This is a genomic window from Rhodococcus sp. P14, from assembly GCF_000256505.1.
GTDB classification, from domain to species: domain Bacteria; phylum Actinomycetota; class Actinomycetes; order Mycobacteriales; family Mycobacteriaceae; genus Rhodococcus; species Rhodococcus ruber.
The window spans coordinates 1-21,620 of the sequence record NZ_AJFC01000273.1 but is presented as its reverse complement, the minus strand read 5'-3'; the positions used below and the strand labels follow the sequence as shown (position 1 = coordinate 21,620).

Genomic DNA, 21,620 nt, shown 5'->3' with positions numbered 1-21,620 from the left:
CCCCGCCCCCGCGGCGCCCCCCGCCGTCCCCTCCCCGTCGCGGGCGTCGCCCATCGGCTCGGCGGGGTCCTCGACCACCAGATAGCCGCGGGTCATGTTGGCGACGGTGACGAGCAGGTCGGGGTCGACAGCCAGGCACAGCGCGTCGGCGACGCGGCGGTCCTCGGCGGTGGCCGCCCGTTCGGCGGCGTCGAGCAGTCCGTCGAGACGACCGCCGTCGGCGAGCGACGTCGCAAGGTCGTCGTCGACGAGGCGGACCGGCTCCGTCGCCGAGCCGGGCACCCCCGCCGCGAGACGCGGCCGGTCCGCGAGCGGCCACATCATCGTGATCCCCACGGGTGCGGACGTGTCCGGCGGCACGGGGCGGTCCGTCCGGTTCTCGCTCGGGGGCACCCCGAGCACGGGCAGCAGGAACCGGGCGTCGTCGAGCCGGGCCTGACCGCCGTACTCGGGAGCGCCGTTGACGTTGACGAGCAGCGGGTACACCCCGGGTGCGTCGATTCCCAGCGACGGGTCCTGCGCCGAGCGCAGCGCCAGTTCGAGACGGAACTGCCGCTGCTCACCCCGCTCGAGGACGTCGGCGACCGATTCGAACGGACCCGTGCGGTCGTAGGCGGTCTGATCCCAGGTCAACGCGGTGCGCAGCTCCTCGGCGGAGCCGACCGCCGGGGCACGCTGCAGCCGCACGGCGATGTCCTCGACGTCGCGGTCCCCGACGTTCTCGAGCGTGCCGGTCACCGTCACCACCGGCTCGCTGCTGGTGGACACCGTCGTCGGCGTCACCGAGTCGATGCGCAGTTCGAGGAAGCGCGGCGCGTCGGACCCGTCGCTGCGCGGCTGGGCGACGGACACGCCCGCCGTCGTCAGGACGAGCGCGAGCACGGCGAGAACGGCCGCCGCGGCCCGGCGAGCTGCCGACGTCATCCGAGACGGGCCTCCGGTCCGCCGGGTCCGAGCAGCATCGACGGATCCATCTCGGCGATCAACTGGTCGGCGACGTCGGCGAGCCTGCGCTCGTCCGCGTACGCCAGGCGCGAGCGCAGCTCCGGCAGCGGGACCCAGGCCACCTCGGTGACCTCGACGTCGGCGTCGGAGAGCTCGCCGTCCAGGTAGCGCAGCAGGTAGTGGTGCACGGTCTTGTGGACGCGCCGGCCCTCGGTGACGAACCAGTAGTCGATGCTGCCGAGGGTGGCGAGGACGGTGCCGTGGATGCCGGTCTCCTCGTGGACCTCGCGCATCGCCGTCTGCTCGGCGGTCTCACCCTTCTCGATGTGTCCCTTCGGCAGCGACCACAGCAGCCGGCCCCGACGGTCGGTGCGTCCGATCAACGCCGCGCACAGTTTCTCGGGGGGTCCGCCGAGGCCGTCGACCACCAGTCCCCCGGCCGAGGTCTCGCGGACCGTGCGCAGGTGAGGCTTCGACGTGTCGGAGGTGGACCGGCCACCGGACTTGGCGCCCGCGCCACGCCGCCGCGAGGTGCGGCGGTTGCGGTTGGCACGTTCTGCGGGCGACACCCCATCGATACTAGTTGGCGGGACGCGCCCGGCGGTTCAACCAGGCACGTCCGGAGCGCGCACCGGTGCGTTCGGCCACCTCGGTAAGGTTCGAAGACGTGAACTCTCCCTCCACCGACACCGAGCGGCGCGCCCGACTGCTCGCCGGGGCCGACGCGACGCTGCGTGCGCTGTCGGACATCCTGGCGCCGCTCGGTGCGCGCTTCACCGCCGCCGGTCACGAGCTCTACCTGGTGGGAGGGAGCGTCCGGGACGCGGTCCTCGGTCGCCTCGGGACCGATCTCGACTTCACCACCGATGCGCGGCCCGAGCAGGTGCAGGCGCTGCTGCGCGGCTGGGCCGACCACCAGTGGGACACCGGCATCGACTTCGGCACGATCAGCGCGGTCAAGGGACCGGAGCAGATCGAGATCACCACGTTCCGCAGCGACGCGTACGACCGCGTCACCCGCCATCCGATCGTCGAGTACGGCACCCGCCTCGAGGACGACCTCGTCCGGCGCGACTTCACCGTCAACGCGATGGCCGTGCGGATCGGCCCGACCGGCGCGGAGGACTTCGTCGATCCGCTCGGCGGAATGGATGCCCTGCTCGCCGGGGTCATCGACACGCCCGCGCTGCCGAGCGAGTCGTTCCACGACGACCCGCTGCGGATGCTGCGCGCGGCGCGGTTCGTCTCCCAGCTGGGGTTCGGGCTGGCCGAACGCGTGCACGACGCGATCGTGGCCATGGCCGACGAGATCCTGCGGATCAGCGCCGAGCGGGTGCAGGCCGAACTCGACAAGCTGATCCTCGGTGACTACCCCATCGAGGGCATCGACATCATGGTCGAGACGGGCCTCGCCGAGCGAGTGATCCCGGAGATCCCCGCGATGAAGCTCGAGATCGACGAGCACCATCAGCACAAGGACGTGTACTGGCATTCGCTGACCGTGCTCCGGCAGGCCATCGACCTCGAGGACGGCGACCCCGACCTCGTGCTGCGCTGGGCGGCCCTGCTGCACGACATCGGCAAGCCCGCGACGAAGCGCAACGAGCCGGGCGGCGGCGTCAGCTTCCACCACCACGAGGTCGTCGGCGCCAAGCTCGTCCGCAAACGGATGCGGGCCCTGAAGTACTCCAAGCAGATGATCGACGACGTCGGTCAGCTCGTGTTCCTGCACCTGCGGTTCCACGGCTACGGCAAGGGCCAGTGGACGGATTCGGCGGTCCGTCGCTACGTGCACGACGCCGGTGACCTGCTGCCCCGGCTGCACAAGCTGGTCCGGGCGGACTGCACCACCCGCAACAAGCGTCGGGCCGCGGCGCTGCAGGCCACCTACGACGATCTCGAGACGCGCATCGAGCGCATCGCCGAGCAGGAGGACCTGGCGAAGGTCCGGCCCGACCTCGACGGCAACGCCATCATGGAACTGCTCGGCCTGAAGCCCGGCCCGCAGGTGGGGCAGGCGTGGAAGTTCCTCAAGGAGCTGCGGCTCGACCGTGGACCCCTCGATCGCGACGAGGCCGAGGCCGAGCTGTTGAAGTGGTGGTCGCAGCAACCGAAGTCCTAGCGGCCGGGGAGCCGCGGCCGCCCCGGGCATACGCGCGAATTCTGATCATGCTGCGATTGCGTCAAAGTCATGACTCATTCCAGAAAAGTGCGTCATAGTATCCCCGTGCCCTCGACGCAGGAATTCGTGGAGCAATTGCGTACGGCGGAGCTGCGGGTGACCCGGCCCCGGATCGCAGTGCTGGAGGCGGTGCACGAGCACCCGCACGCCGACACGGAGACGATCTTCGGGGCCGTGCGCACCGGTCTGCCGGACGTGTCCCGGCAGACCGTGTACGACGTGCTGCACGCCCTGACCGGTGCAGGTCTGGTGCGGCGGATCCAGCCGTCCGGTTCCGTCGCCCGCTACGAGTCGCGGGTCGGGGACAACCACCACCACCTCGTCTGCCGGTCCTGTGGGGCCATCGTCGACGTCGACTGTGCCGTCGGCGAGGCGCCCTGTCTGACGGCGTCCGACCACAGCGGCTTCCACGTCGACGAGGCGGAGGTCATCTACTGGGGCACGTGCCCCGACTGCTCGGCAGCTCACGCTTCGCGGTCACATCCGTGATCACCGTCAGATTCACCGCATCCGGAAGGAAGGGCCGACGTGTCCAACAGTGAAAGCGAAAATCCGGTAATCCCGTCTCCCGAGCCGAAACCGCATCGGCCCAGGACCAACCGGGACTGGTGGCCCAACCAGCTGGATCTGCAGGTCCTCCACCAGCATTCGCCCCTGTCCAATCCGATGGGACCGGACTACAACTACGCCGACGAGTTCGCAAGCCTCGACGTCGAGGCCCTCAAACAGGACATCTTCGCCCTGATGACGACGTCGCAGCCGTGGTGGCCGGCCGACTACGGCCACTACGGCCCGCTGTTCATCCGGATGAGCTGGCATGCCGCGGGCACGTACCGCATCGCCGACGGCCGGGGCGGTGGCGGCAAGGGCGCCCAGCGCTTCGCTCCCCTCAACAGCTGGCCCGACAACGCGAGCCTCGACAAGGCGCGCCGGCTGCTGTGGCCGATCAAGCAGAAGTACGGCCGCAAGCTCTCCTGGGCGGATCTGCTGATCTTCGCCGGCAACTGCGCGTACGAATCCATGGGATTCGAGACGTTCGGTTTCGCCTTCGGCCGCGAGGACATCTGGGAGCCCGACGAGGTGTTCTGGGGCCCCGAGGACACCTGGCTCGGGGACGAGCGGTACAGCGGCGAGCGGGAACTGTCCGGCCCGCTCGGCGCCGTGCAGATGGGGTTGATCTACGTCAATCCCGAAGGGCCCAACGGTAATCCGGATCCGCTCGCCGCGGCCATCGACATCCGGGAGACGTTCGGCCGGATGGCGATGAACGACATCGAGACGGCGGCACTCATCGCGGGCGGGCACACCATCGGCAAGACCCACGGTGCCGCGACCGCCGACCACGTCGGTCCCGAGCCCGAGGCCGCCCCCATCGAGCAGATGGGCCTGGGCTGGAAGAACTCCTACGGCACCGGCGTCGGCGGGGACGCGATCACCAGCGGGCTCGAGGGTGCCTGGACCCCCACCCCGCGGCAGTGGGACAACACCTACCTCGAAACCCTGTACGGCTACGAGTGGGAGAAGACCAAGAGCCCCGCCGGCGCGTGGCAGTGGATCCCGAAGGACGGGGCCGCCGCCGACGCCGTCCCCGACGCCCACGATGCGTCCAAGCGTCACACACCGGTGATGCTGACCACGGATCTGTCGCTGCGGTTCGACCCGATCTACGGGCCGATCACTCGTCGCTGGCTGGACAACCCGAAGGAGTTCGAGGAGGAGTTCGCCAAGGCCTGGTACAAGCTGCTGCATCGCGACATGGGGCCGGTCACGCGCTACCTCGGCCCGTGGGTCCCCGAGGCGCAGCTGTGGCAGGACCCGGTTCCCGCGGTCGATCACGAACTGATCGGCGCGGACGACATCGCCGCCCTGAAGACCAAGATCCTCGAGTCGGGACTGTCCATCCCGCAGCTGGTCGCCACCGCGTGGGCGTCGGCGGCGAGCTTCCGTGGCACCGACAAGCGCGGCGGGGCCAACGGTGCCCGCATCCGCCTCGAGCCGCAGAAGAACTGGGAGATCAACGAACCCGGCCGGGTGGCCGAGGTACTGCAGGCCCTCGAGCAGATCCGGCAGGACTTCGACAGCGGTCAGTCCGCGAAGAAGGTCTCGCTCGCCGATCTGATCGTCCTGGCCGGCTGCGCCGCAGTCGAACAGGCGGCGAAGAACGCCGGTGTAGAGATCACGGTCCCGTTCTCGCCGGGCCGCACCGATGCCTCGCAGGAACAGACCGATACGGAGTCGTTCGCCGTACTCGAGCCCCGGGCCGACGGGTTCCGCAACTACCTGCGCGACGGTGAGAAGCAGCCGCCGGAACGGTTGCTGCTGGACCGGGCGAACCTGTTGACGCTGACCGCTCCGGAGATGACGGTGCTCGTCGGCGGACTCCGGGCCCTGAACGCCAACTTCGGGCAATCCGCCCACGGCGTGTTCACCGATCGGCCCGAGGCACTGACCACCGACTTCTTCGTGAACCTGCTTGACATGCGCACGGAGTGGAAGGTCTCCGAGTCGACCGAGAACGTCTACGAGGGCCGCGACCGGGCCTCGGGTGAGGTCAGGTGGACAGCCACGGCCGTCGACCTGGTCTTCGGTTCGAACTCGCAGTTGCGTGGAATCGCCGAGGTCTACGGCAGCGCCGACGCGCAGCAGAAGTTCGTCCAGGACTTCGTCGCGGCATGGAACAAGGTGATGAACCTCGACCGGTTCGACCTCACCTGATCCTCGAGGATCGGCCTTCCCCGGCCGATCCTCCACACCTGGGGCGGCATCCCGCCGGCTCTGTCAGCCGGCGGGATGCCGCGCGTTCGGAGTGCGCGCGCACCCTCTCACCGGTCCGGACGGCGAATCGTGAGCCAGATGTCACCGGGGACTCACCACGGTTAATGCCCACGAAACACGGGGTCGGGAGCATGAGACCCGGCCGGAGGAACGTGGCCGACCCAGGTGAGGAGCGGTTCGATGCAGGGCGAGATCACGAAGGTCAAGACCGCCTGCTCATACTGCGGCGTGGGCTGCGGCATGGTGCTCGAGGTCGGCCTCGATCCCGCGAGCGGTGCCCGCCGCGTGCTCGACGCGTACGGCGACAAGGACCACCCCACCAACTTCGGGCGCCTCTGCACGAAGGGGGCGACCAGCGCGGAGATGATGGCCGCCGGCGGACGCATGGAGACCGCGTACCGTCGCACCGAACGCGGGGCCACCCCGGTGCCCGTGGACGTCGACGCCGCGATCGCCGACACCGCCCGCCGGTTGCGGGGGGTGCTCGACGAGCACGGCCCCGACGCCCTGTCCTTCTACGTCTCCGGACAGATGTCGCTCGAGGCGCAGTACCTGGTGACCAAGCTCGCGAAGGGATTCGTCGGTACCAACAACATCGAGTCCAACTCCCGGTTGTGCATGGCCGGCGCCGGCACCGGCTACAAGCAGTCGCTCGGCGCGGACGGCCCGCCCGGCTCCTACCAGGACTTCGACCACGCCGACCTGTTCTTCGTCAGCGGCGCGAACATGGCCGACTGCCATCCCATCCTCTTCCTCAGGATGATGAACCGGGTCAAGGCCGGTGCCAGACTCGTCGTCGTCGACCCCCGGCGCACCCCCACCGCGGAGAAGGCGGACCTGTTCCTGCAGATCGCGCCCGGGACCGATCTGGCGCTGCTCAACGGCCTGTTGCACCTGATCGTCGAGAACGGGCACGTCGACCGGGCCTTCGTGGCGGAGTTCACCGAAGGCTGGGAGGCCATGACGGCCTTCCTCGGGGACTACACACCCGAGCGGGTCGCGGAGATCACCGGACTGGCCGAGGACGACATCCGCACGGCCGCGCGGTGGATCGGCGAGGCGGGCAACTGGATGTCGTGCTGGACGATGGGCCTGAACCAGAGCACGCACGGCACCTGGAACACCAATGCGATCTGCAACCTGCACCTGGCCACCGGCGCGATCTGCCGCACCGGCAGCGGCCCCTTCTCGCTCACCGGTCAGCCCAACGCCATGGGCGGGCGCGAGATGGGGTACATGGGACCCGGTCTGCCGGGGCAGCGGTCCGTTCTCGACGACGCCGAGCGAGCCTTCGTCGAACAGCAGTGGGGGCTGCCGGCCGGTGCCATCCCCACCACCGTCGGCAAGGGCACGATCGACATGTTCGAGCAGATGGCCGCCGGTGACATCCGGGCCTGCTGGATCATCTGCACCAATCCGGTTGCGTCCGTAGCCAATCGACGCACCGTCGTCGAAGCGCTCGAGCGGGCGGAGGTCGTCGTCGCACAGGACGTCTTCCTCGAGACCGAGACCACCGCGTACGCCGACATCCTGCTACCGGGAGCGCTGTGGGCGGAGTCGGAGGGGGTGATGGTCAACTCCGAGCGCAACCTGACGCTGTTGCGACAGGCGATCGACCCGGTCGGGCAGGCCCTGCCAGACTGGCAGATCATCGCGCGCGTCGCCTGCGCGATGGGCTACGCCGAGGCGTTCACCTACTCGTGCTCCGAGGAGATCTTCGAGGAGATCAGGCGCTTCCGGAACCCGAAGACCGGATACGACCTGCGCGGAATCAGCTACGACCGGCTGCGCGAGACCCCCGTGCAGTGGCCGTGCCCGCCCGAGGGCGCGACCGACCGGAACCCGATCCGCTATCTGAACGACGGCGTGAGCCAGACCCTGCTGAGGTCCGGGGACGGCTCCCTCCCCCGGCTGCGGTTCGCCACCGCCAGCGGCCGGGCCGTGTTCCATCCCCGCCCCCACATGCTGCCGGCCGAGATGCCCGACGACGACTTCCCCGTCGTGCTCAACACCGGCCGCGTCCAGCACCAGTGGCACACCCTCACCAAGACGGGGAAGGTCGCCAAGCTCACCAAGCTGAACCCCGGACCCTTCGTCGAGATCAATCCTGCCGACGCGCAGAGGCTCTCGATATCGGACGGCGACCAGGTGGAGGTCGCGTCCCGCCGCGGCCGGGCGGTGCTGCCGGCCGTGGTCACCGACCGGGTCCGGCCGGGATGCTGCTTCGCCCCGTTCCACTGGAACGACATGTTCGGGGAGTACCTGGCGGTCAACGCGGTCACCAACGACGCCGTCGATCCCGCGTCGCTGCAGCCGGAGTTCAAGGTGTGCGCGGTGTCGCTGACGAAGGTGGCGACGGCGGCCGGGGACGACGCGCCGGCGGACCGTCTCGCCTCCGCGCTCGGACTGGCCGACACGGCGCGGCCGGTACTCGACGAACTCGAAAAACACTATCTGACCGGATTTCTGGCGGGATTCCGGGAGTCCGGGCAGGCGGGTGTCCCCGTGCTCCCGGCGTCCGCTCCGCTGCCGGCCGCCACCCGCGCCTGGGTGGACGGGATGCTGGCGGGCCACTTCTCGCACACCGCGCAGGACCGCGACGAGTCCGACGGGGTGGCGCCGGTGGTGGTGGTGTGGGCCTCGCAGACCGGCAATGCCGAGGAGTTCGCCCGGTTGTGCGCCGAGCGGCTGCGCGCCGCGGGCAGGCCCGTCACCCTGACCGGGATGGACGACGTCGACGTGTCCACGCTGACCGGGGTGCGCGATCTGCTCGTCGTCACCAGCACGTTCGGCGACGGCGACGCCCCGGACAACGGCACCGCGTTCTGGAACGCGCTCGACCGGGACGACACACCCCGCCTCCCCGACACCCGCTACGCCGTGCTGGCGTTCGGCGACTCGAGCTACGACGACTTCTGCGGCCACGGCCGCCGCATCGACGAGCGCCTCGCCGAACTCGGAGCCACCCGGCTCACGCAGCGGGTGGACTGCGAACCCGACTACGAGGGACCGGCCGGCGAATGGCTCGCCACGGTCGAGCAACTCGTGCGTCTCGACGGGGCCGTGCCGGCTCCGTCCGCGCCGGGACCGCCGGCGAAGTCCGAACCCGCCTACAGCCGGAAGGCGCCGCTCGTCACGCGCCTGACCCGGAACGTGCCGCTCAGCGGGTCCGGCTCGTCGAAGGATGTGCGCCAGTTCGGATTCGAGTTGTACGACCCGGATTTCGTGTACGAGGCGGGCGACGCGCTGGGCGTGATGCCCACCAACGGACCCGAGGCGGTCGACGAGTGGCTCCAGGTCACCGCGCTCGATCCGGAAACACCCGTGGAATTCCCCGATCTGCCGACCATTCCGCTGCGCGAGGCCGTGACCCGGCACCTCGAGATCACTCGCGTGACCCCCGAGCTGCTGCGGTTCGTCCACGAGCAGACCCAGAGCGCGGAACTGGCGAAGCTGCTGCGGCCGGGCAACAAGATCGAGTTGCAACGGTGGTTGTGGGGCAAGCAGGCGATGGACGTGATCGCGGCGTATCCGTTCAAGGCGCCGATCGCGGAATGGCTGCCCGTGCTCAAGCGGTTGCAGCCCCGCTTGTACTCGATCTCGTCGAGCCCGCGGACCAACCCCCGCGAGGTGCAGCTGACCGTCTCGGTGGTGCGGTACAACTACGAGGGCATCGCCCGGGCGGGGGTGTGCTCGAGCTTCCTCGCCGACCACAGTCACGGAGTCGACATTCCCATCTTCGTCCAGCGCAGCAACCATTTCCGGCCACCCCGGACACCGGACACCCCGATGATCATGGTCGGACCCGGTACCGGTATCGCGCCGTTTCGCGCCTTCCTGCACGATCGCCGCGAGCTGGGCCACACCGGCCGGAACTGGCTGTTCTTCGGCGATCAGCGGTCGTCGACCGACTACCTGTACCGAGACGAGATCGAGGCGATGCACGCCGACGGCTTCCTGACCCGGCTCGATCTCGCCTTCTCCCGCGACCAGCGACAGAAGATCTACGTGCAGGACCGGATGCGCGAGCACGGAGCGCAGCTGTGGAAGTGGTTGCAGGAGGGCGCCCACTTCTACGTGTGCGGCGACGCGAGCCGGATGGCGAAGGACGTCGACGAGACGCTGCGCGAGGTGGTGCAGGTGCACGGCCGGCTCGGCGAGATGGACGCCGAGTCGTACGTCGAGCAGCTCGCCGCGGAGAAGCGCTACGTGCGCGACGTGTACTGATCCGCAGATTCGTTACTCCATCGATTGATAGGTCCGCAGATGCGGAAGTAATGTCTGAATCGTGACGCAGATTCGCATCAAGGAAGCCGCCCGGCTGCTCGGCGTCAGCGACGACACCGTCCGGCGGTGGATCGACCAGGGCGCCCTGCCGGCCGGCAAGGACGGGGCCGGGCGCAAGATCGTCGAGGGAGCCGACCTCGCCGAGTTCGCCCGGCGCCAGGCGGACGAGGCGCCCGATCTGCTCGGCGTGGGCAGCTCCGCCCGCAACCGGTTCGCAGGGATCGTGACCCGGGTGGTCGCGGACACCGTCATGGCGCAGGTGGAGATGCAGTGCGGCCCGCACCGCGTCGTCTCGCTGATGAGCAGCGAGGCCGTCCGGGAACTCGGCCTCGAACCGGGCAGCCTCGCGGTCGCCGTCGTCAAGGCCACGACCGTCATCGTCGAGACCCCCGGAGGGACATCGTGAAACGCGCTCTCGCAGTTGGCGTCGCCGCGCTCGCACTCGCCGGATGCGCCGGGGGGACCGGCGGCGCCCCGGCGTCACCGTCCGGGGCCGCGGGTGAGCTCACGGTGTACGCGGCCGCGTCGCTGCAGGCGCCCTTCCGCGAGATCGGCGCGGACTTCGAGGCCCGCAATCCGGGCACCCGCGTCGTGTTCGACTTCGCGGGCTCGTCGGACCTCGTCGCCCGCCTGTCGCAGGGTGCCGAGGCGGACGTCCTCGCCACCGCCGACGCCGCCAACATGACCAGGGCCGTCGACGCCGGTGTCGTCGCGGGCGATCCCGTGGCCTTCGCGGCCAACACCCTCACCATCGTCACCGAGCCGGGCAACCCGCTCGGCATCACCGGTTTCGCGGACCTGGGCCGGCCCGGAGCCGACGTCGTCGTGTGTGCGCCGCAGGTGCCGTGCGGCGCGGCGTCGGCCCGCATCGAGCAGGCCACGGGGGTCGACCTCGCTCCGGTCAGCGAGGAGTCGTCGGTGACGGACGTCCTCGGCAAGGTGACCAGCGGCCAGGCCGACGCCGGGCTGGTGTACGTCACCGACGCCCGACAGGCCGGGGACGCCGTGACCCCCGTGCCGTTCCCCGAGTCCGCCGCGGCCGTCAACACCTACCCCGTCGCCGTCCTCGCAGAGGCGGCGGATCCCGCGGCGGCGTTCGTCGCGCACGTCACCGGGCCCGACGGGCGACGGATCCTGGCCGAGCACGGGTTCGCGGGCCCGTGACGCGCGTCCGTCCGGCGGGGCTGCCGGCGTGGATCTACGTCCCCGCGCTCGTCGGGGGACTGTTCGTCGCCGTGCCGCTGCTGTCGCTGATCCTCGCCGTCGACTGGCGGCACTTCCCGGATCTGGTGACCTCCGAGGCGTCCCTGCAGGCCCTGGCCCTGAGCATGCGGACCGCGGGTGCCGCCACGGTGCTGTGCGTCCTGCTGGGCGTGCCGATGGCGACCGTGCTCGCGCGCAGCACCTTTCGCGGGCTTCCGGTGCTGCGCTCGCTCGTGCTGCTGCCACTCGTGCTGCCGCCCGTCGTCGGCGGCATCGCGCTGCTGTACACCTTCGGTCGCCGGGGACTGCTCGGCGAGTACCTCGAACTGCTCGGAATCCGTATCGCGTTCTCCACCACGGCAGTGGTCCTCGCGCAGACGTTCGTCGCGTTACCGTTCCTGGTGATCAGTCTCGAGGGCGCCCTGCGCACCGCCGGCACCCGGTACGAGGCGGTCGCCGCAACGCTGGGGGCACGCCCGACCACGGTCTTCCGCCGCGTCACCCTCCCCCTCGTGCTGCCGGGACTCGCGTCCGGCACCGTCCTCGCCTTCGCGCGGGCGCTCGGAGAGTTCGGCGCCACCCTCACCTTCGCCGGCAGCCTCCAGGGTGTCACCCGCACGTTGCCGCTCGAGATCTACCTCCAGCGGGAGACCGACGCCGACGCCGCGGTGGCGTTGTCGCTGCTGCTCGTCGTGGTCGCGCTCGTGATCGTCGTCGCCGTGCGGGGGCGACGGGCAGCGGGTGGGCCGTGACCGGACTGCAACTGCGGGCCCGGGTCGAGTCCCGCGACGTCGACCTCGCGGTCGCCGCGGAGTCCGGCAGCGTGCTCGCCGTCCTGGGGCCCAACGGTGCCGGGAAGTCGACCGCGTTGAACGTGATCGCGGGGTTGCTGCAGCCCGACGACGGCCGCGTCGAGGTCGACGGGCGGGTTCTCACCGACACGGCGACGGGGGTGGCGGTGCCGCCGCACCGCCGCGCGGTGGCGCTGCTCGCCCAGCAGCCGCTGCTGTTCCCGCACCTGAGCGTCCTCGACAACGTCGCATTCGCTCCCCGCAGTGCGGGACGCGGCCGATCGGCCGCCCGCGCGGCGGCGTGGCGGCACCTCGCCGCCGTCGGCGCGACGGACCTCGCCGACCGGAAACCGCGGCAGCTCTCGGGCGGTCAGGCCCAGCGCGTCGCGATCGCCCGTGCGCTGGCCGCCGACCCCCGGCTGCTGCTGCTCGACGAACCGATGGCGGCCCTCGACGTGACGGCCGCCCCGGCCGTGCGGTCGCTGCTGCGCACGGTCCTGAAGGACGCCGGGCGCACGGCACTCGTGGTCACCCACGACCCGCTCGACGCCCTCGCCCTCGCGGATCGTGCCGTCGTCGTCGACGGGGGCCGGATCGTCGAGGCAGGCACGGTGCGCGACGTGCTGTCCCGGCCGCGCAGCGCGTTCGCGGCTCGCATCGCGGGACTGAACCTGCTCGCCGGCACCCTCACCGCGGACGGCGTCGACACCGTCGTCGGCCGGGTGCGGGGGGTGCCCGACGACGACTGCGCTCCGGGGGATTCGGCGGTCGCGGTGTTCGCCCCCGCGGCCGTCGCGGTCTATCCCGACGAGCCGCACGGCAGTCCCCGCAACTCGTTCGCCGTCGTCGTCGGGGAACTCGAGGTCCGCGGTGCCACCGTCCTCGTCCGCGCCGCCGAGTCCGGGATGACCGCAGAGGTCACCACGTCCGCAGCCGCCGATCTCGCACTCGCACCTGGCGCGGCGGTGTGGTTCGTCGTCAAGGCCACCGAAGTCCGCATCCACGCCGCCCGCTGACCGAGCGAACGCATCGCTCCGTCGGGCCGCGAGGTGAACGGTACACTCGCTCGGATCCGCTGCGGCGCAGCCGGATTCAACCCAGGCGAGCGCGCATCAGGTAGACGTTGTAGCTGTCCCACTCCGACACGGTGAAGTACAGGTCCCGGCCGTCGGACCAGGGATGCATGAAGCCGCCGTAGGCCTTCGGGTAGTCGGCCGTCCGCACCAGCGGCGCGGCATCCGACCAGTGGCCCTGAGGTGAATCCGACTCGCGCAGCACGATGTTGCCGGCGATCGGATCCAGGTAGCTCATCTGCCAGCGGTCTCGCGCGGCGTCGAACCGCACCGACAGCTCGCTCGCCGCGCCGTCGGCGAGCGGGGTGGCGAGCTGCTCGAAGACCGGCATCCAGCTGTCGTGTACCCAGTACTGGTATGCGGAAGGGTTGAGCACGTCGTCGACCGGCACGCGGGCCAGGCCCACCGACCCGATGCGGCCGTTCGGGGTGCCGAACATGTAGACGTGGTCACCGTGCGGCACCATCGTCGCGACCTGGAACCGGCCCAGCCCGAACACGTTGTCCCAGCGAGCATGTGGATCCTTCACCCACGTCTGTCCGTGGTCGTCGGAGTAGGCGATGCCGCCGTGGTTCGTGTACCACATGCCCGGCCCGACGCTCCACCGTCGCACGGACATGTAACTCAGGTACTGCCGGTCGCCGATCGCGAAACCGGACGTGGGGATGACGGTGGTCTCGAAGTTCTTCACATGCCGGGCGTCGAGGATCTCCGCGGCGTGGCACGGGCTGTCCTGCACCATCGCGTCGATGGTGAGGCCGTCCGACAGGTCCGCGTCGCGGCTGAACGCCAGCACGTTGCTGCGCCAGTCGCCGCCGGCCCCGCCCGGCGGGGACCACTGCGCACCGAACGTGTCGCCGAAGGCGAGGGCCACCTCCCCGGGGCGCGTCTCCCACGCGATGCCGAGATCGGTGCCGTGCACGGCCCAGCGCGCGTCGGTGCGATTCTCCGAGCCGGGACCGGTGAGCTGGGAAATCAGCTCGACGTCGCCGACGACGGGCGCGGGCGGGCGGGCGGTGACCGTGCCCGGCTCGAACGGCGGATCTTCCCGAGGCGGGGCCGGTGGGACGGGTGCACCCGGCGGGCCGGGCACGGGGATCGGGATCGTCTCCGGCTGCGGATCCAGTTCGACGCGAGGCAGGAAACTCGAGGATCCGCTCGAGCCTGTGGAGCCGCTCGAGCCTGCGGACCCACTCGAGCCGCTCGAGCCGCTCGAGAGGGCATCGGGAGCGTCCGGCGCGAGGCCCGGAACCGGGCACGGGTCGGCACACGGATCGGCGGGTAAGGGTTCCTGCGGCACGCGGGTGACGTCGGGCTCCGGTCCGGGAACCGGGACCGGCACGATCTCGGGATACGGCAGGGGGATCTTCACGACGGGCGGGATGTCGATCCGCGGCAGCTGCGGCGCGCCGGGGTCCGGCGGCTCCACAGCCGGGTCGAAGCCCTCTTCCCCGCACGAGTTGACCGGCGGGGCGGCCGAGGCGTGGCCGGGCAGCGCGAGCAGCGGCAGCGCCAACGAGACCAGGGCGAGCGCCGACAGCGGTGTGCGGTGCCTGCGTGCCATGGCGTTCTCCTCCGGGACGGTCGGGAAAATGCCCCGCGAACCTAACAAATCCGGCGCCCGAAACCGCGCAGGCTCACATGCGCAACCGGCGAACCGCCGTCGCCGCGACGAGCCCGCCGGCATACACCGCCACTCCGGCGAGGGCGAGCCCCGGGCTGCGGCCGTCCGGCGCGACGATCAGGGCCGCCGCGACGATCGCCATGAGGAACGCCATGTTGAACACGGTGTCCTGCAGGGCGAACACCTGTCCGCGCCGGGCGTCGTCGATCTCGATCTGCATCGCGGCATCTCCGGTGAGCTTGACGGTCTGACCGACGAGACCCAGCAGGAACGCGGCGACGAGCAATGCCGTCTCGTCGAAGCCGGTGACCAGGACGATCTGGACGATGCCCGCACACGTCAGTGCCGTGACGACGGTGCGGGGCCGGCCGAGGCGTGGGATGACGAGCGGGGCGGCGACTGCCGCGACGAGCATCCCGGCGGCGGTGGCGCCGACGGCGACACCGAATCCGACGAGCCCGCCCGGCAGCGCGGCACCGTCGGCGTCGCGCAGCACCAGCACCATGATGAGCGTGTCGATGCCGAAGACGACGCGGTGCGCGCCGATGCCGATCATCGCGACGGTGACGCCGGGCGCCTCCCACACCGCCGTGGCGCCGGTGTGCAGGCCGGCGGCGACGGCGCGGATCGGGTGGCGCGGCACGGCCCGGTCGGGACCGAGCGCGTGACGGGCGAAGCCGCCGGCGGCGAGCGCGGCGACCACGGATCCGCTGACGCCGAGCGCCACCGCCACCCCGGAGCCGAAGTCGCCCTCCCCCACGAGACCGATCGTGGCGACAGCGACGCCGGCCCCGACCGCGGAGATCCCCGAACCCACCGTGGCGAGCACGGAATTGACCGGCACCAGCCAGGATTGACGCACCACATGCGGGACGGACGCCGAGATCCCGGCGAGCACGAATCGACTGACACCGACGGCGGCGAGGGCGAGCAGCAACAGCGGGGTCGAACCGCCACCGGTGAGGAGCAGCGCCGACATCGCGAGGATGAGCACGCCGCGCAGGACGTTGGCGACGACCAGCACCAGGCGACGGTCCCACCGGTCGAGCAGGGCGCCGGCGAACGGTCCGACCACCGAGTACGGCAGCAGCAGCACCGCGAATCCGGCCGCTATCGCGGCGGGATCGGTCTGGCGCTCGGGGTTGAACAGGATCGCCCCACCGAGCGCGGCCTGGAACAGCCCGTCGCCGAACTGACTGGCGAAGCGGACGGTCGTCAGGCGGACCAGTCCGGGCGATCGGCGCAGTGCCGTCGCCGTGGAGCGCCACGCCTGCCGCCTCGACTCCCGCACAGTGCCCGACACTATCGGTCCGACACTATCCGTCCGGCGCGGGTCGTCTCGCTGCGACGGTTCCGCCTCCCCCGCCACGTCCCCCGGCCTACCCTCTGCGCAACCGGCAACTTCCGGAAGGGGGGACACACCGCCATGTGCCGACTGTTCGGGCTGACCGCCGCGCCGCACCGGGTACACGCCACCTTCTGGCTGCTCGATGCGTCCGATTCGCTGGCCCGTCAGAGTCGGCGTGAACCCGACGGCACCGGGCTCGGGACGTTCGCCGACGACGGCCGCCCGGTGGTGGAGAAGCAACCGCTGGCGGCGTACGAGGACCGCGCGTTCGCCACCGAGGCGAAGGAGCGGCGGTCGCAGACGTTCGTCGCGCACATCCGGTTCGCCTCGACCGGGGGCCTCGACGTGGGCAACACGCATCCGTTCGAGCAGCGCGGGCGGCTGTTCGCCCACAACGGGGTCCTCGGCGACCTGCCGCGGCTCGAGGCCGAACTCGGCCCGTACCGCGACCTGGTGGCGGGCGAGACGGACTCGGAGCGGTTCTTCGCGCTCGTCACCCGCCGCATCGACGAGCACGGCGGCGACGTCGGTGCGGGCCTGACGGCCGCCGTCCGGTGGGCCGCCGGGAATCTGCCCGTCTACGCATTGAACGTGGTCCTGACGACCGCGACGGAGCTGTGGGCGCTGCGGTATCCGGACACCCACGACCTGTTCGTCCTCGAGCGTCCCGCCGGCGGCCCGCACGGAGGCCGCCATCTCGAGCACGCCAGCGAGGCCGGCACGGTCCGCGTGCGGTCGGGCCACCTGGCGCGGCAGCCGGCGGTCGTGGTCGCCAGCGAGCGCATGGACGAGGATCCGGGCTGGTCGGACCTGCGCTGCGGGGAGTTGCTGCATGTCGACGGCGGGCTCCGGGTCACCCGCACCGTCGTCGTCGACGAGCCCCCGCGGCACCCGATCACGCTCGCCGACCTCGACGAGCGGGCGGCCGCGTCGCAGACCGGGAAGTGAGCGTCACTGCTCGCGCCACCACCGCACCGTCGCGGCCGCGGCCTCGGGCAGCGGGGTCGGGCGCAGGCCGAGCAGGTCCTCGCTGTACGTGGAGTCCATGACGAACGGATCGGTGAACTGGTAGAGCATCTCCGTCAGTTCGCGGGCGTCGCGGTTCACCAGCGCGCCGGCGCGCAGCAGCCAGGTGGGGATCGTGCCCACCTTCGGAGCCGGCATCTGTGCGGCGGCGGCGAACGCGGCGACAAGTTCGCGCTGGGTGCCGGCCGGGCCGGTGGGGGCGTGCAGGACCCGGTTCCACGCCGCCGGATTCGCCGCGGCCGCGATCATGGCGGCCGCCAGGTCGGGCACGTATGTGAACGAGTGCGGGACGTCGGGTGAGCCGAGTACGCGGGGGCTGCGCCCGGCCAGGACGGTCGGCACCATCCGCTCGCCGGCGTGGGCGTTGCGGGCGTGGGGTCCGAAGAAGTCGGACGCGACCACGCTGACGGTCCGGGTGTCGCTCTCGGCACGGCGGTCCAGCAACCGCGCCCGCACGCCCCGCTTGCCGGTGGTGCTCGCGCGCGGCGACGCCTCGGTCATGACCCGGTCGGGTTCGCTGTACGAGTACAGGCTCTCGGGGAAGACCACGACCGCGCCCGTGCGGCCGGCCGCCTCGAGAACGGCGTTCTCCGCGGCCGGCAGTTCGCGTTCCCAGGTGTCGGCGCGGTAGGCGGAGCCGTGGATGCAGTGGTACACGGCACCGGCACCCTCGAGGGCGGGACCGAGCAGGGCGGGATCGGAGACGTCGACCCGGCGGCGCTCGACGAGCGGATGCTCCGGACCGCTGCCGGACCGGGTGAGGACGCGGACACGGTGGCCCCGGCCGGCGAGTTGTTCGGCGACGGTCCAGCCGACGGGACCGGCGCCGGTGACGACCTGCAGATTCGACATGGTGTCCAGCTCCTTCGAAATGTGAGCGCTGCTCTCTGTTCGAGACAACAGTGCGCCCCTCGGCGGGGAAAGTCAAGAGCAGTGCTCACTTTTGTTGACGGTGCTCGCGAATCTGGCAGGGTGAACGACATGACCGGAACCCCCCGCGCCCGCGCCCGGCAGCAGACGATGGCCGACATCCTGCGGATCGGCCGCGAACATCTCGCCACCCACGGCGCCGCCGCCCTGTCGCTGCGCGCCGTCGCCCGCGACCTCGGCGTCGTCTCCTCGGCGGTGTACCGCTACGTCGCGAGCCGCGACGAACTGCTCACCCTCCTCGTCGTCGACGGCTACACCGAACTCGCCGACACCGTCGACGACGCGCTCGGCGACGTCGCCGTCGACGCCCACGCCGAACAGTTCCGCGTGCTCGGCCACGCGGTGCGCACCTGGGCGCTACGCGAACCCGCGCGCTACGCCCTGCTGTTCGGCAGTCCGGTCCCCGGCTACCACGCTCCCGCGGAGCAGACCACGGGCCCGGGCACCCGCGTCGTCGTCCGGCTCGTCCGCATCCTCGACGACGCCCACGCCGCCGGCGCCCTCCGCGTCCCGGCCACCGTCGCCGTCCCGGACGGCCTCACCACCGATCTCGGCCGGATCCGCGCCGCGCTCGGTTCCGGTGTCCCCGACGTGGTTCTCGCCCGCGGTGTGCTGGTCTGGGCCGCCCTGTTCGGGGCCGTGAACTTCGAGGTCTTCGGCCAGTACGGCACCGACACCTTCACCGAACCCGGGCGGTTGTTCGACCACCACCTCGCGGTGCTCGCCGAGACCGTCGGGCTCTCCTGAACGTCTCCCCGCCTTGCTGCCACGCCGCGTCGGCGACGGTGGGATGATGTCGGGGTGGCGCAGCATCAGGACGAACCCGAGGACCGCACGGCACCGGCGACACCGGCCGTCCGACCCGGAACGCTGCTCGTGTCGGCCACCGATCTCGTCGAGCCGACTTTCCGGCGAACAGTCGTCTACATCATCGAGCACGGGGACGTGGGCAGTCTCGGCGTGGTACTCAACCGCACCAGCGACACCGCGGTCCAAGCCGTGCTGCCGCAGTGGACGGAGCTCAGCGCCGCACCCAAGGCGCTCTACGTCGGCGGTCCCGTCCGGCGGGACTCGGCTCTGTGCCTGGGTACGCTGCGCGTCGGCGTCTCGGTCGAGGGGGTGCCGGGGGTGCGCCGGATCGACGGGCGGGTGGTCATGATCGACCTCGACTCCGATCCGGCCGTCATCGGCCCGCTCGTCGAAGGCATCCGCATCTTCGCCGGCTACGCCGGGTGGAGCGCCGGGCAGCTCGACGGCGAGCTCGACAACGACGACTGGATGGTCATCTCCGCCCTCCCCCAGGACATCCTCGGGCCGCCCCGGGTCGACCTGTGGGCGCGGGTGCTGCGCCGGCAGCCGCTGCCGCTCGCGCTGCTGGCCACCCATCCCATCGAGGTCGAGCGGAACTGAACGCTCCCGGCCTCGGTGCGCGAAGTGAGGGCTCGGTGCGTGACGGGGGAGCTCGGTGCGTGACGTGGGAGCTCAGTGCGCGAAGTGCTGCTCGCTGGAGTGCCGGAGCGGACCCTCCTTGCGCAATTCGGTACACACCCGTTCGATGTCGGCGAACAGTTGCCGCGCGAGATCGGCGCTGAACCCCTCCCGCACCACGATCCGCAGGACCGCCACCTCCTCGGCGTCGGCCGGCATGGTGTAGGCGGGCACCTGCCAGCCGCCCGCCCGCAGCTCGTGCGAGACGTCGAACACGGTGAACCCCGGGTCGCCGGTCAGCTCGAATGCGATCACCGGGATGGCGGTACCGTCGGAGATCACGCGCATCCCCTCCAGCCCGGCGAGCTGCTCGGCCAGGCGGCTCGCGGTCGAGCGCAGCGTCTCCATCACCCGGCGATACCCGTCGCGGCCGAGCCGCAGGAAGTTGTAGTACTGGCCGACGATCTGGTTTCCCGGCCGTGAGAAGTTCAGGGTGAAGGTGGGCATGTCGCCGCCGAGGTAGTTGACCCGGAAGACCAGTTCCTCGGGCAGGTGTTCCTTGTCGCGCCACACCACGAATCCGATGCCCGGGTAGGTCAGTCCGTACTTGTGGCCGCTGACGTTGATCGACACCACGCGCGGCACCCGGAAGTCCCACTTCAGTTTCGGCTGCAGGAACGGCACGACGAATCCCCCGCTGGCCGCATCCACGTGCAGCGGCACGTCGGGACCGCCCGAAGTGGCCACGTCGTCGAGCGTGGCGGCGATCTCGGCGACCGGCTCGAACTCGCCGGTGTACGTTGTGCCGAGAATCGCGACCACCCCGATCGTGTTCTCGTCCACCGCCTCTCGCACCTGTTCCGGGGTGACGACGTACCGCCCGGGTTCCATGGGCAGATACTTCGCCTCCACGTCGAAGTAGCGGCAGAACTTCTCCCACACCACCTGAACGTTGCTGCCCAGCACCAGGTTCGGGCGTACGGTGTCTTCTCCCGCCGCCTGCCGCCGGGCCCGCCAGCGCCACTTGAGCGCCAGCCCGGCGAGCATCACCGCCTCGCTCGAGCCGATCGTGGACACGCCCGTCGCCGTACCCGGGTCGACGTCGGACAACCCCGGTGCGTGGAACAGGTCGGCGACCATCGCCACGCAGCGCTCCTCCATCGCCGACGTCGCCGGATATTCGTCCTTGTCGATGAGGTTCTTGTCGAACGTCTCGGCCATGAGCACGTCGGCCTGCGGCTCCATCCACGTGGTGACGAATGTGGCGAGGTTCAGCCGCGAACTGCCGTCGAGCATCAGTTCGTCGTGGATGTACCGGTACGCCTCCGCCGGGTCCATCGAGTGCGCCGGCAGCCGCAGCGCCGGAACCGGCTCGCTGTCGATGCGCCCGGTGTACGCCGGTGCGAGGACTCCGTCCGGGTGCAACCGCTTCCGATGGCTCACGTCGGCCTCCGTACTCGTCGGCAATCGCTGTACTCGTCGGCAATCGCTCCCATTAGACCGGATCGGCCACGCACTCGCGGCGTGTTCGGGAAGCGGTATCCGCCGGCCGGTGGTCAGCGACGGTCGGCGAGCGCATTCAGCGCGCCGGCCATGCGTTCCGCCTGCGCCGCGGTGACGGTGAACTCCTGCCCGCCGGCGACGGTGAGCACCAGCGCGGGACCCGTGATCGTGACGAGGCCGTACCGACCGCGCCCCTTGGCGCGCAGTCCCCACCCGCCCCAGTCCTGGAAGGGGCGGACGTGCGCGACCCGCGCGCCGACGATCTCGTCGAGGTCGTAGTCCACCGCCGTCATTCCCAGGTTCTGCACCCGCACGCCCGTGTCGTCGACGACGACGCGGAACCGCAGCAGGCTCAGCACGAGAACGGCGACCGGCAGGAAGATCGCCAGCGGCCACCAGCTGCGCGCCGCGCCGCACACGACGACGGCCGGTGCCACCACCAGCGCCGCCAGCGCCACAGTGGTGCGCGTCCCGGTGCCGACCTGTTCGACGATCGGCAGCTCGA

The 21,620-nt window shown here is 71.0% G+C and carries 16 protein-coding genes and 2 pseudogenes; 11 read left to right on the top strand and 7 right to left on the bottom strand.

Going from position 1 to position 21,620, the window contains the following annotated elements; all coding sequences use genetic code 11:
• Window positions 1–924 (bottom strand): annotated as a pseudogene (locus OEY_RS0119125) (glycoprotein); the annotation flags it as partial.
• The gene (locus tag OEY_RS0119120; protein WP_010595422.1) at window positions 921–1,514 is read right to left on the bottom strand and encodes an NUDIX hydrolase; all 594 of its coding nucleotides are present in this window, start codon (window positions 1,512–1,514) and stop codon (window positions 921–923) included. The gene OEY_RS0119120 and the pseudogene OEY_RS0119125, both read right to left, overlap by 4 nt.
• A gap of 98 nt (window positions 1,515–1,612) precedes the next feature.
• Between OEY_RS0119120 and OEY_RS0119115 the strand changes: the two genes are divergently transcribed.
• The 8 genes from OEY_RS0119115 to OEY_RS0119080 all read left to right on the top strand — a co-directional run bounded on the left by OEY_RS0119115 (window position 1,613) and on the right by OEY_RS0119080 (window position 13,199).
• Complete coding sequence (locus tag OEY_RS0119115; protein WP_010595421.1) at window positions 1,613–3,067, top strand: CCA tRNA nucleotidyltransferase; 1,455 nt, start codon at window positions 1,613–1,615, stop codon at window positions 3,065–3,067.
• Window positions 3,068–3,172: 105 nt separating this feature from the next.
• Window positions 3,173–3,616 carry a Fur family transcriptional regulator gene (locus OEY_RS0119110; protein ID WP_010595420.1) on the top strand — a complete coding sequence of 148 codons (444 nt, stop codon included), beginning with the start codon at window positions 3,173–3,175 and terminating at the stop codon, window positions 3,614–3,616.
• 39 nt (window positions 3,617–3,655) lie between these two features.
• Window positions 3,656–5,842, top strand: a complete 2,187-nt coding sequence (gene katG, locus OEY_RS0119105; protein ID WP_010595419.1) for a catalase/peroxidase HPI — start codon at window positions 3,656–3,658, stop codon at window positions 5,840–5,842.
• A 240-nt stretch (window positions 5,843–6,082) separates the two neighbouring features.
• Window positions 6,083–10,129 (top strand): bifunctional nitrate reductase/sulfite reductase flavoprotein subunit alpha, encoded by a 4,047-nt coding sequence (locus OEY_RS0119100; protein ID WP_010595418.1) that lies wholly within the window; start codon window positions 6,083–6,085, stop codon window positions 10,127–10,129.
• Window positions 10,130–10,190: 61 nt separating this feature from the next.
• On the top strand, window positions 10,191–10,595 hold the full coding sequence (locus OEY_RS0119095; RefSeq protein ID WP_010595417.1) for a TOBE domain-containing protein: 405 nt from the start codon (window positions 10,191–10,193) through the stop codon (window positions 10,593–10,595).
• On the top strand, window positions 10,592–11,353 hold the full coding sequence (gene modA, locus OEY_RS0119090; protein WP_010595416.1) for a molybdate ABC transporter substrate-binding protein: 762 nt from the start codon (window positions 10,592–10,594) through the stop codon (window positions 11,351–11,353). The genes OEY_RS0119095 and modA overlap by 4 nt, the downstream gene beginning before the upstream one ends.
• The gene (locus tag OEY_RS0119085; protein ID WP_010595415.1) at window positions 11,350–12,144 is read left to right on the top strand and encodes an ABC transporter permease; all 795 of its coding nucleotides are present in this window, start codon (window positions 11,350–11,352) and stop codon (window positions 12,142–12,144) included. The genes modA and OEY_RS0119085 overlap by 4 nt, the downstream gene beginning before the upstream one ends.
• On the top strand, window positions 12,141–13,199 hold the full coding sequence (locus OEY_RS0119080; protein WP_010595414.1) for a sulfate/molybdate ABC transporter ATP-binding protein: 1,059 nt from the start codon (window positions 12,141–12,143) through the stop codon (window positions 13,197–13,199). The genes OEY_RS0119085 and OEY_RS0119080 overlap by 4 nt, the downstream gene beginning before the upstream one ends.
• Before the next feature lie 76 nt (window positions 13,200–13,275).
• On the opposite strand, the gene OEY_RS0119075 is transcribed toward OEY_RS0119080, so the two are convergent.
• Together OEY_RS0119075 and OEY_RS0119070 are read right to left on the bottom strand one after the other, a co-directional pair.
• Entirely contained in the window at window positions 13,276–14,820 is a 1,545-nt protein-coding gene (locus tag OEY_RS0119075) for a DUF4185 domain-containing protein (protein WP_010595413.1), read from the bottom strand.
• A gap of 73 nt (window positions 14,821–14,893) precedes the next feature.
• Window positions 14,894–16,171 (bottom strand): MFS transporter, encoded by a 1,278-nt coding sequence (locus OEY_RS0119070; RefSeq protein WP_029540113.1) that lies wholly within the window; start codon window positions 16,169–16,171, stop codon window positions 14,894–14,896.
• Window positions 16,172–16,306: 135 nt separating this feature from the next.
• Here OEY_RS0119070 and OEY_RS0119065 point away from each other — a divergent pair, with 135 nt between their 5' ends.
• Window positions 16,307–17,176, top strand: coding sequence for a class II glutamine amidotransferase (locus tag OEY_RS0119065; RefSeq protein WP_010595411.1), 870 nt, complete (start codon window positions 16,307–16,309; stop codon window positions 17,174–17,176).
• Window positions 17,177–17,179: 3 nt separating this feature from the next.
• Here the strand turns inward: OEY_RS0119065 and OEY_RS0119060 are convergent, their stop codons facing one another.
• On the bottom strand, window positions 17,180–18,106 hold the full coding sequence (locus OEY_RS0119060) for an NAD-dependent epimerase/dehydratase family protein (protein WP_010595410.1): 927 nt from the start codon (window positions 18,104–18,106) through the stop codon (window positions 17,180–17,182).
• 129 nt (window positions 18,107–18,235) lie between these two features.
• Here OEY_RS0119060 and OEY_RS0119055 point away from each other — a divergent pair, with 129 nt between their 5' ends.
• Together OEY_RS0119055 and OEY_RS0119050 are read left to right on the top strand one after the other, a co-directional pair.
• Complete coding sequence (locus OEY_RS0119055) at window positions 18,236–18,931, top strand: TetR/AcrR family transcriptional regulator (RefSeq protein WP_010595409.1); 696 nt, start codon at window positions 18,236–18,238, stop codon at window positions 18,929–18,931.
• Window positions 18,932–18,985: 54 nt separating this feature from the next.
• Window positions 18,986–19,594, top strand: a complete 609-nt coding sequence (locus OEY_RS0119050) for a YqgE/AlgH family protein (RefSeq protein WP_010595408.1) — start codon at window positions 18,986–18,988, stop codon at window positions 19,592–19,594.
• A 72-nt stretch (window positions 19,595–19,666) separates the two neighbouring features.
• Here the strand turns inward: OEY_RS0119050 and OEY_RS0119045 are convergent, their stop codons facing one another.
• Window positions 19,667–21,055, bottom strand: coding sequence for a glutamate decarboxylase (locus OEY_RS0119045; protein WP_010595407.1), 1,389 nt, complete (start codon window positions 21,053–21,055; stop codon window positions 19,667–19,669).
• Between the two features lie 113 nt (window positions 21,056–21,168).
• Window positions 21,169–21,620: pseudogene (locus OEY_RS0119040) on the bottom strand (DUF1648 domain-containing protein); the annotation flags it as partial.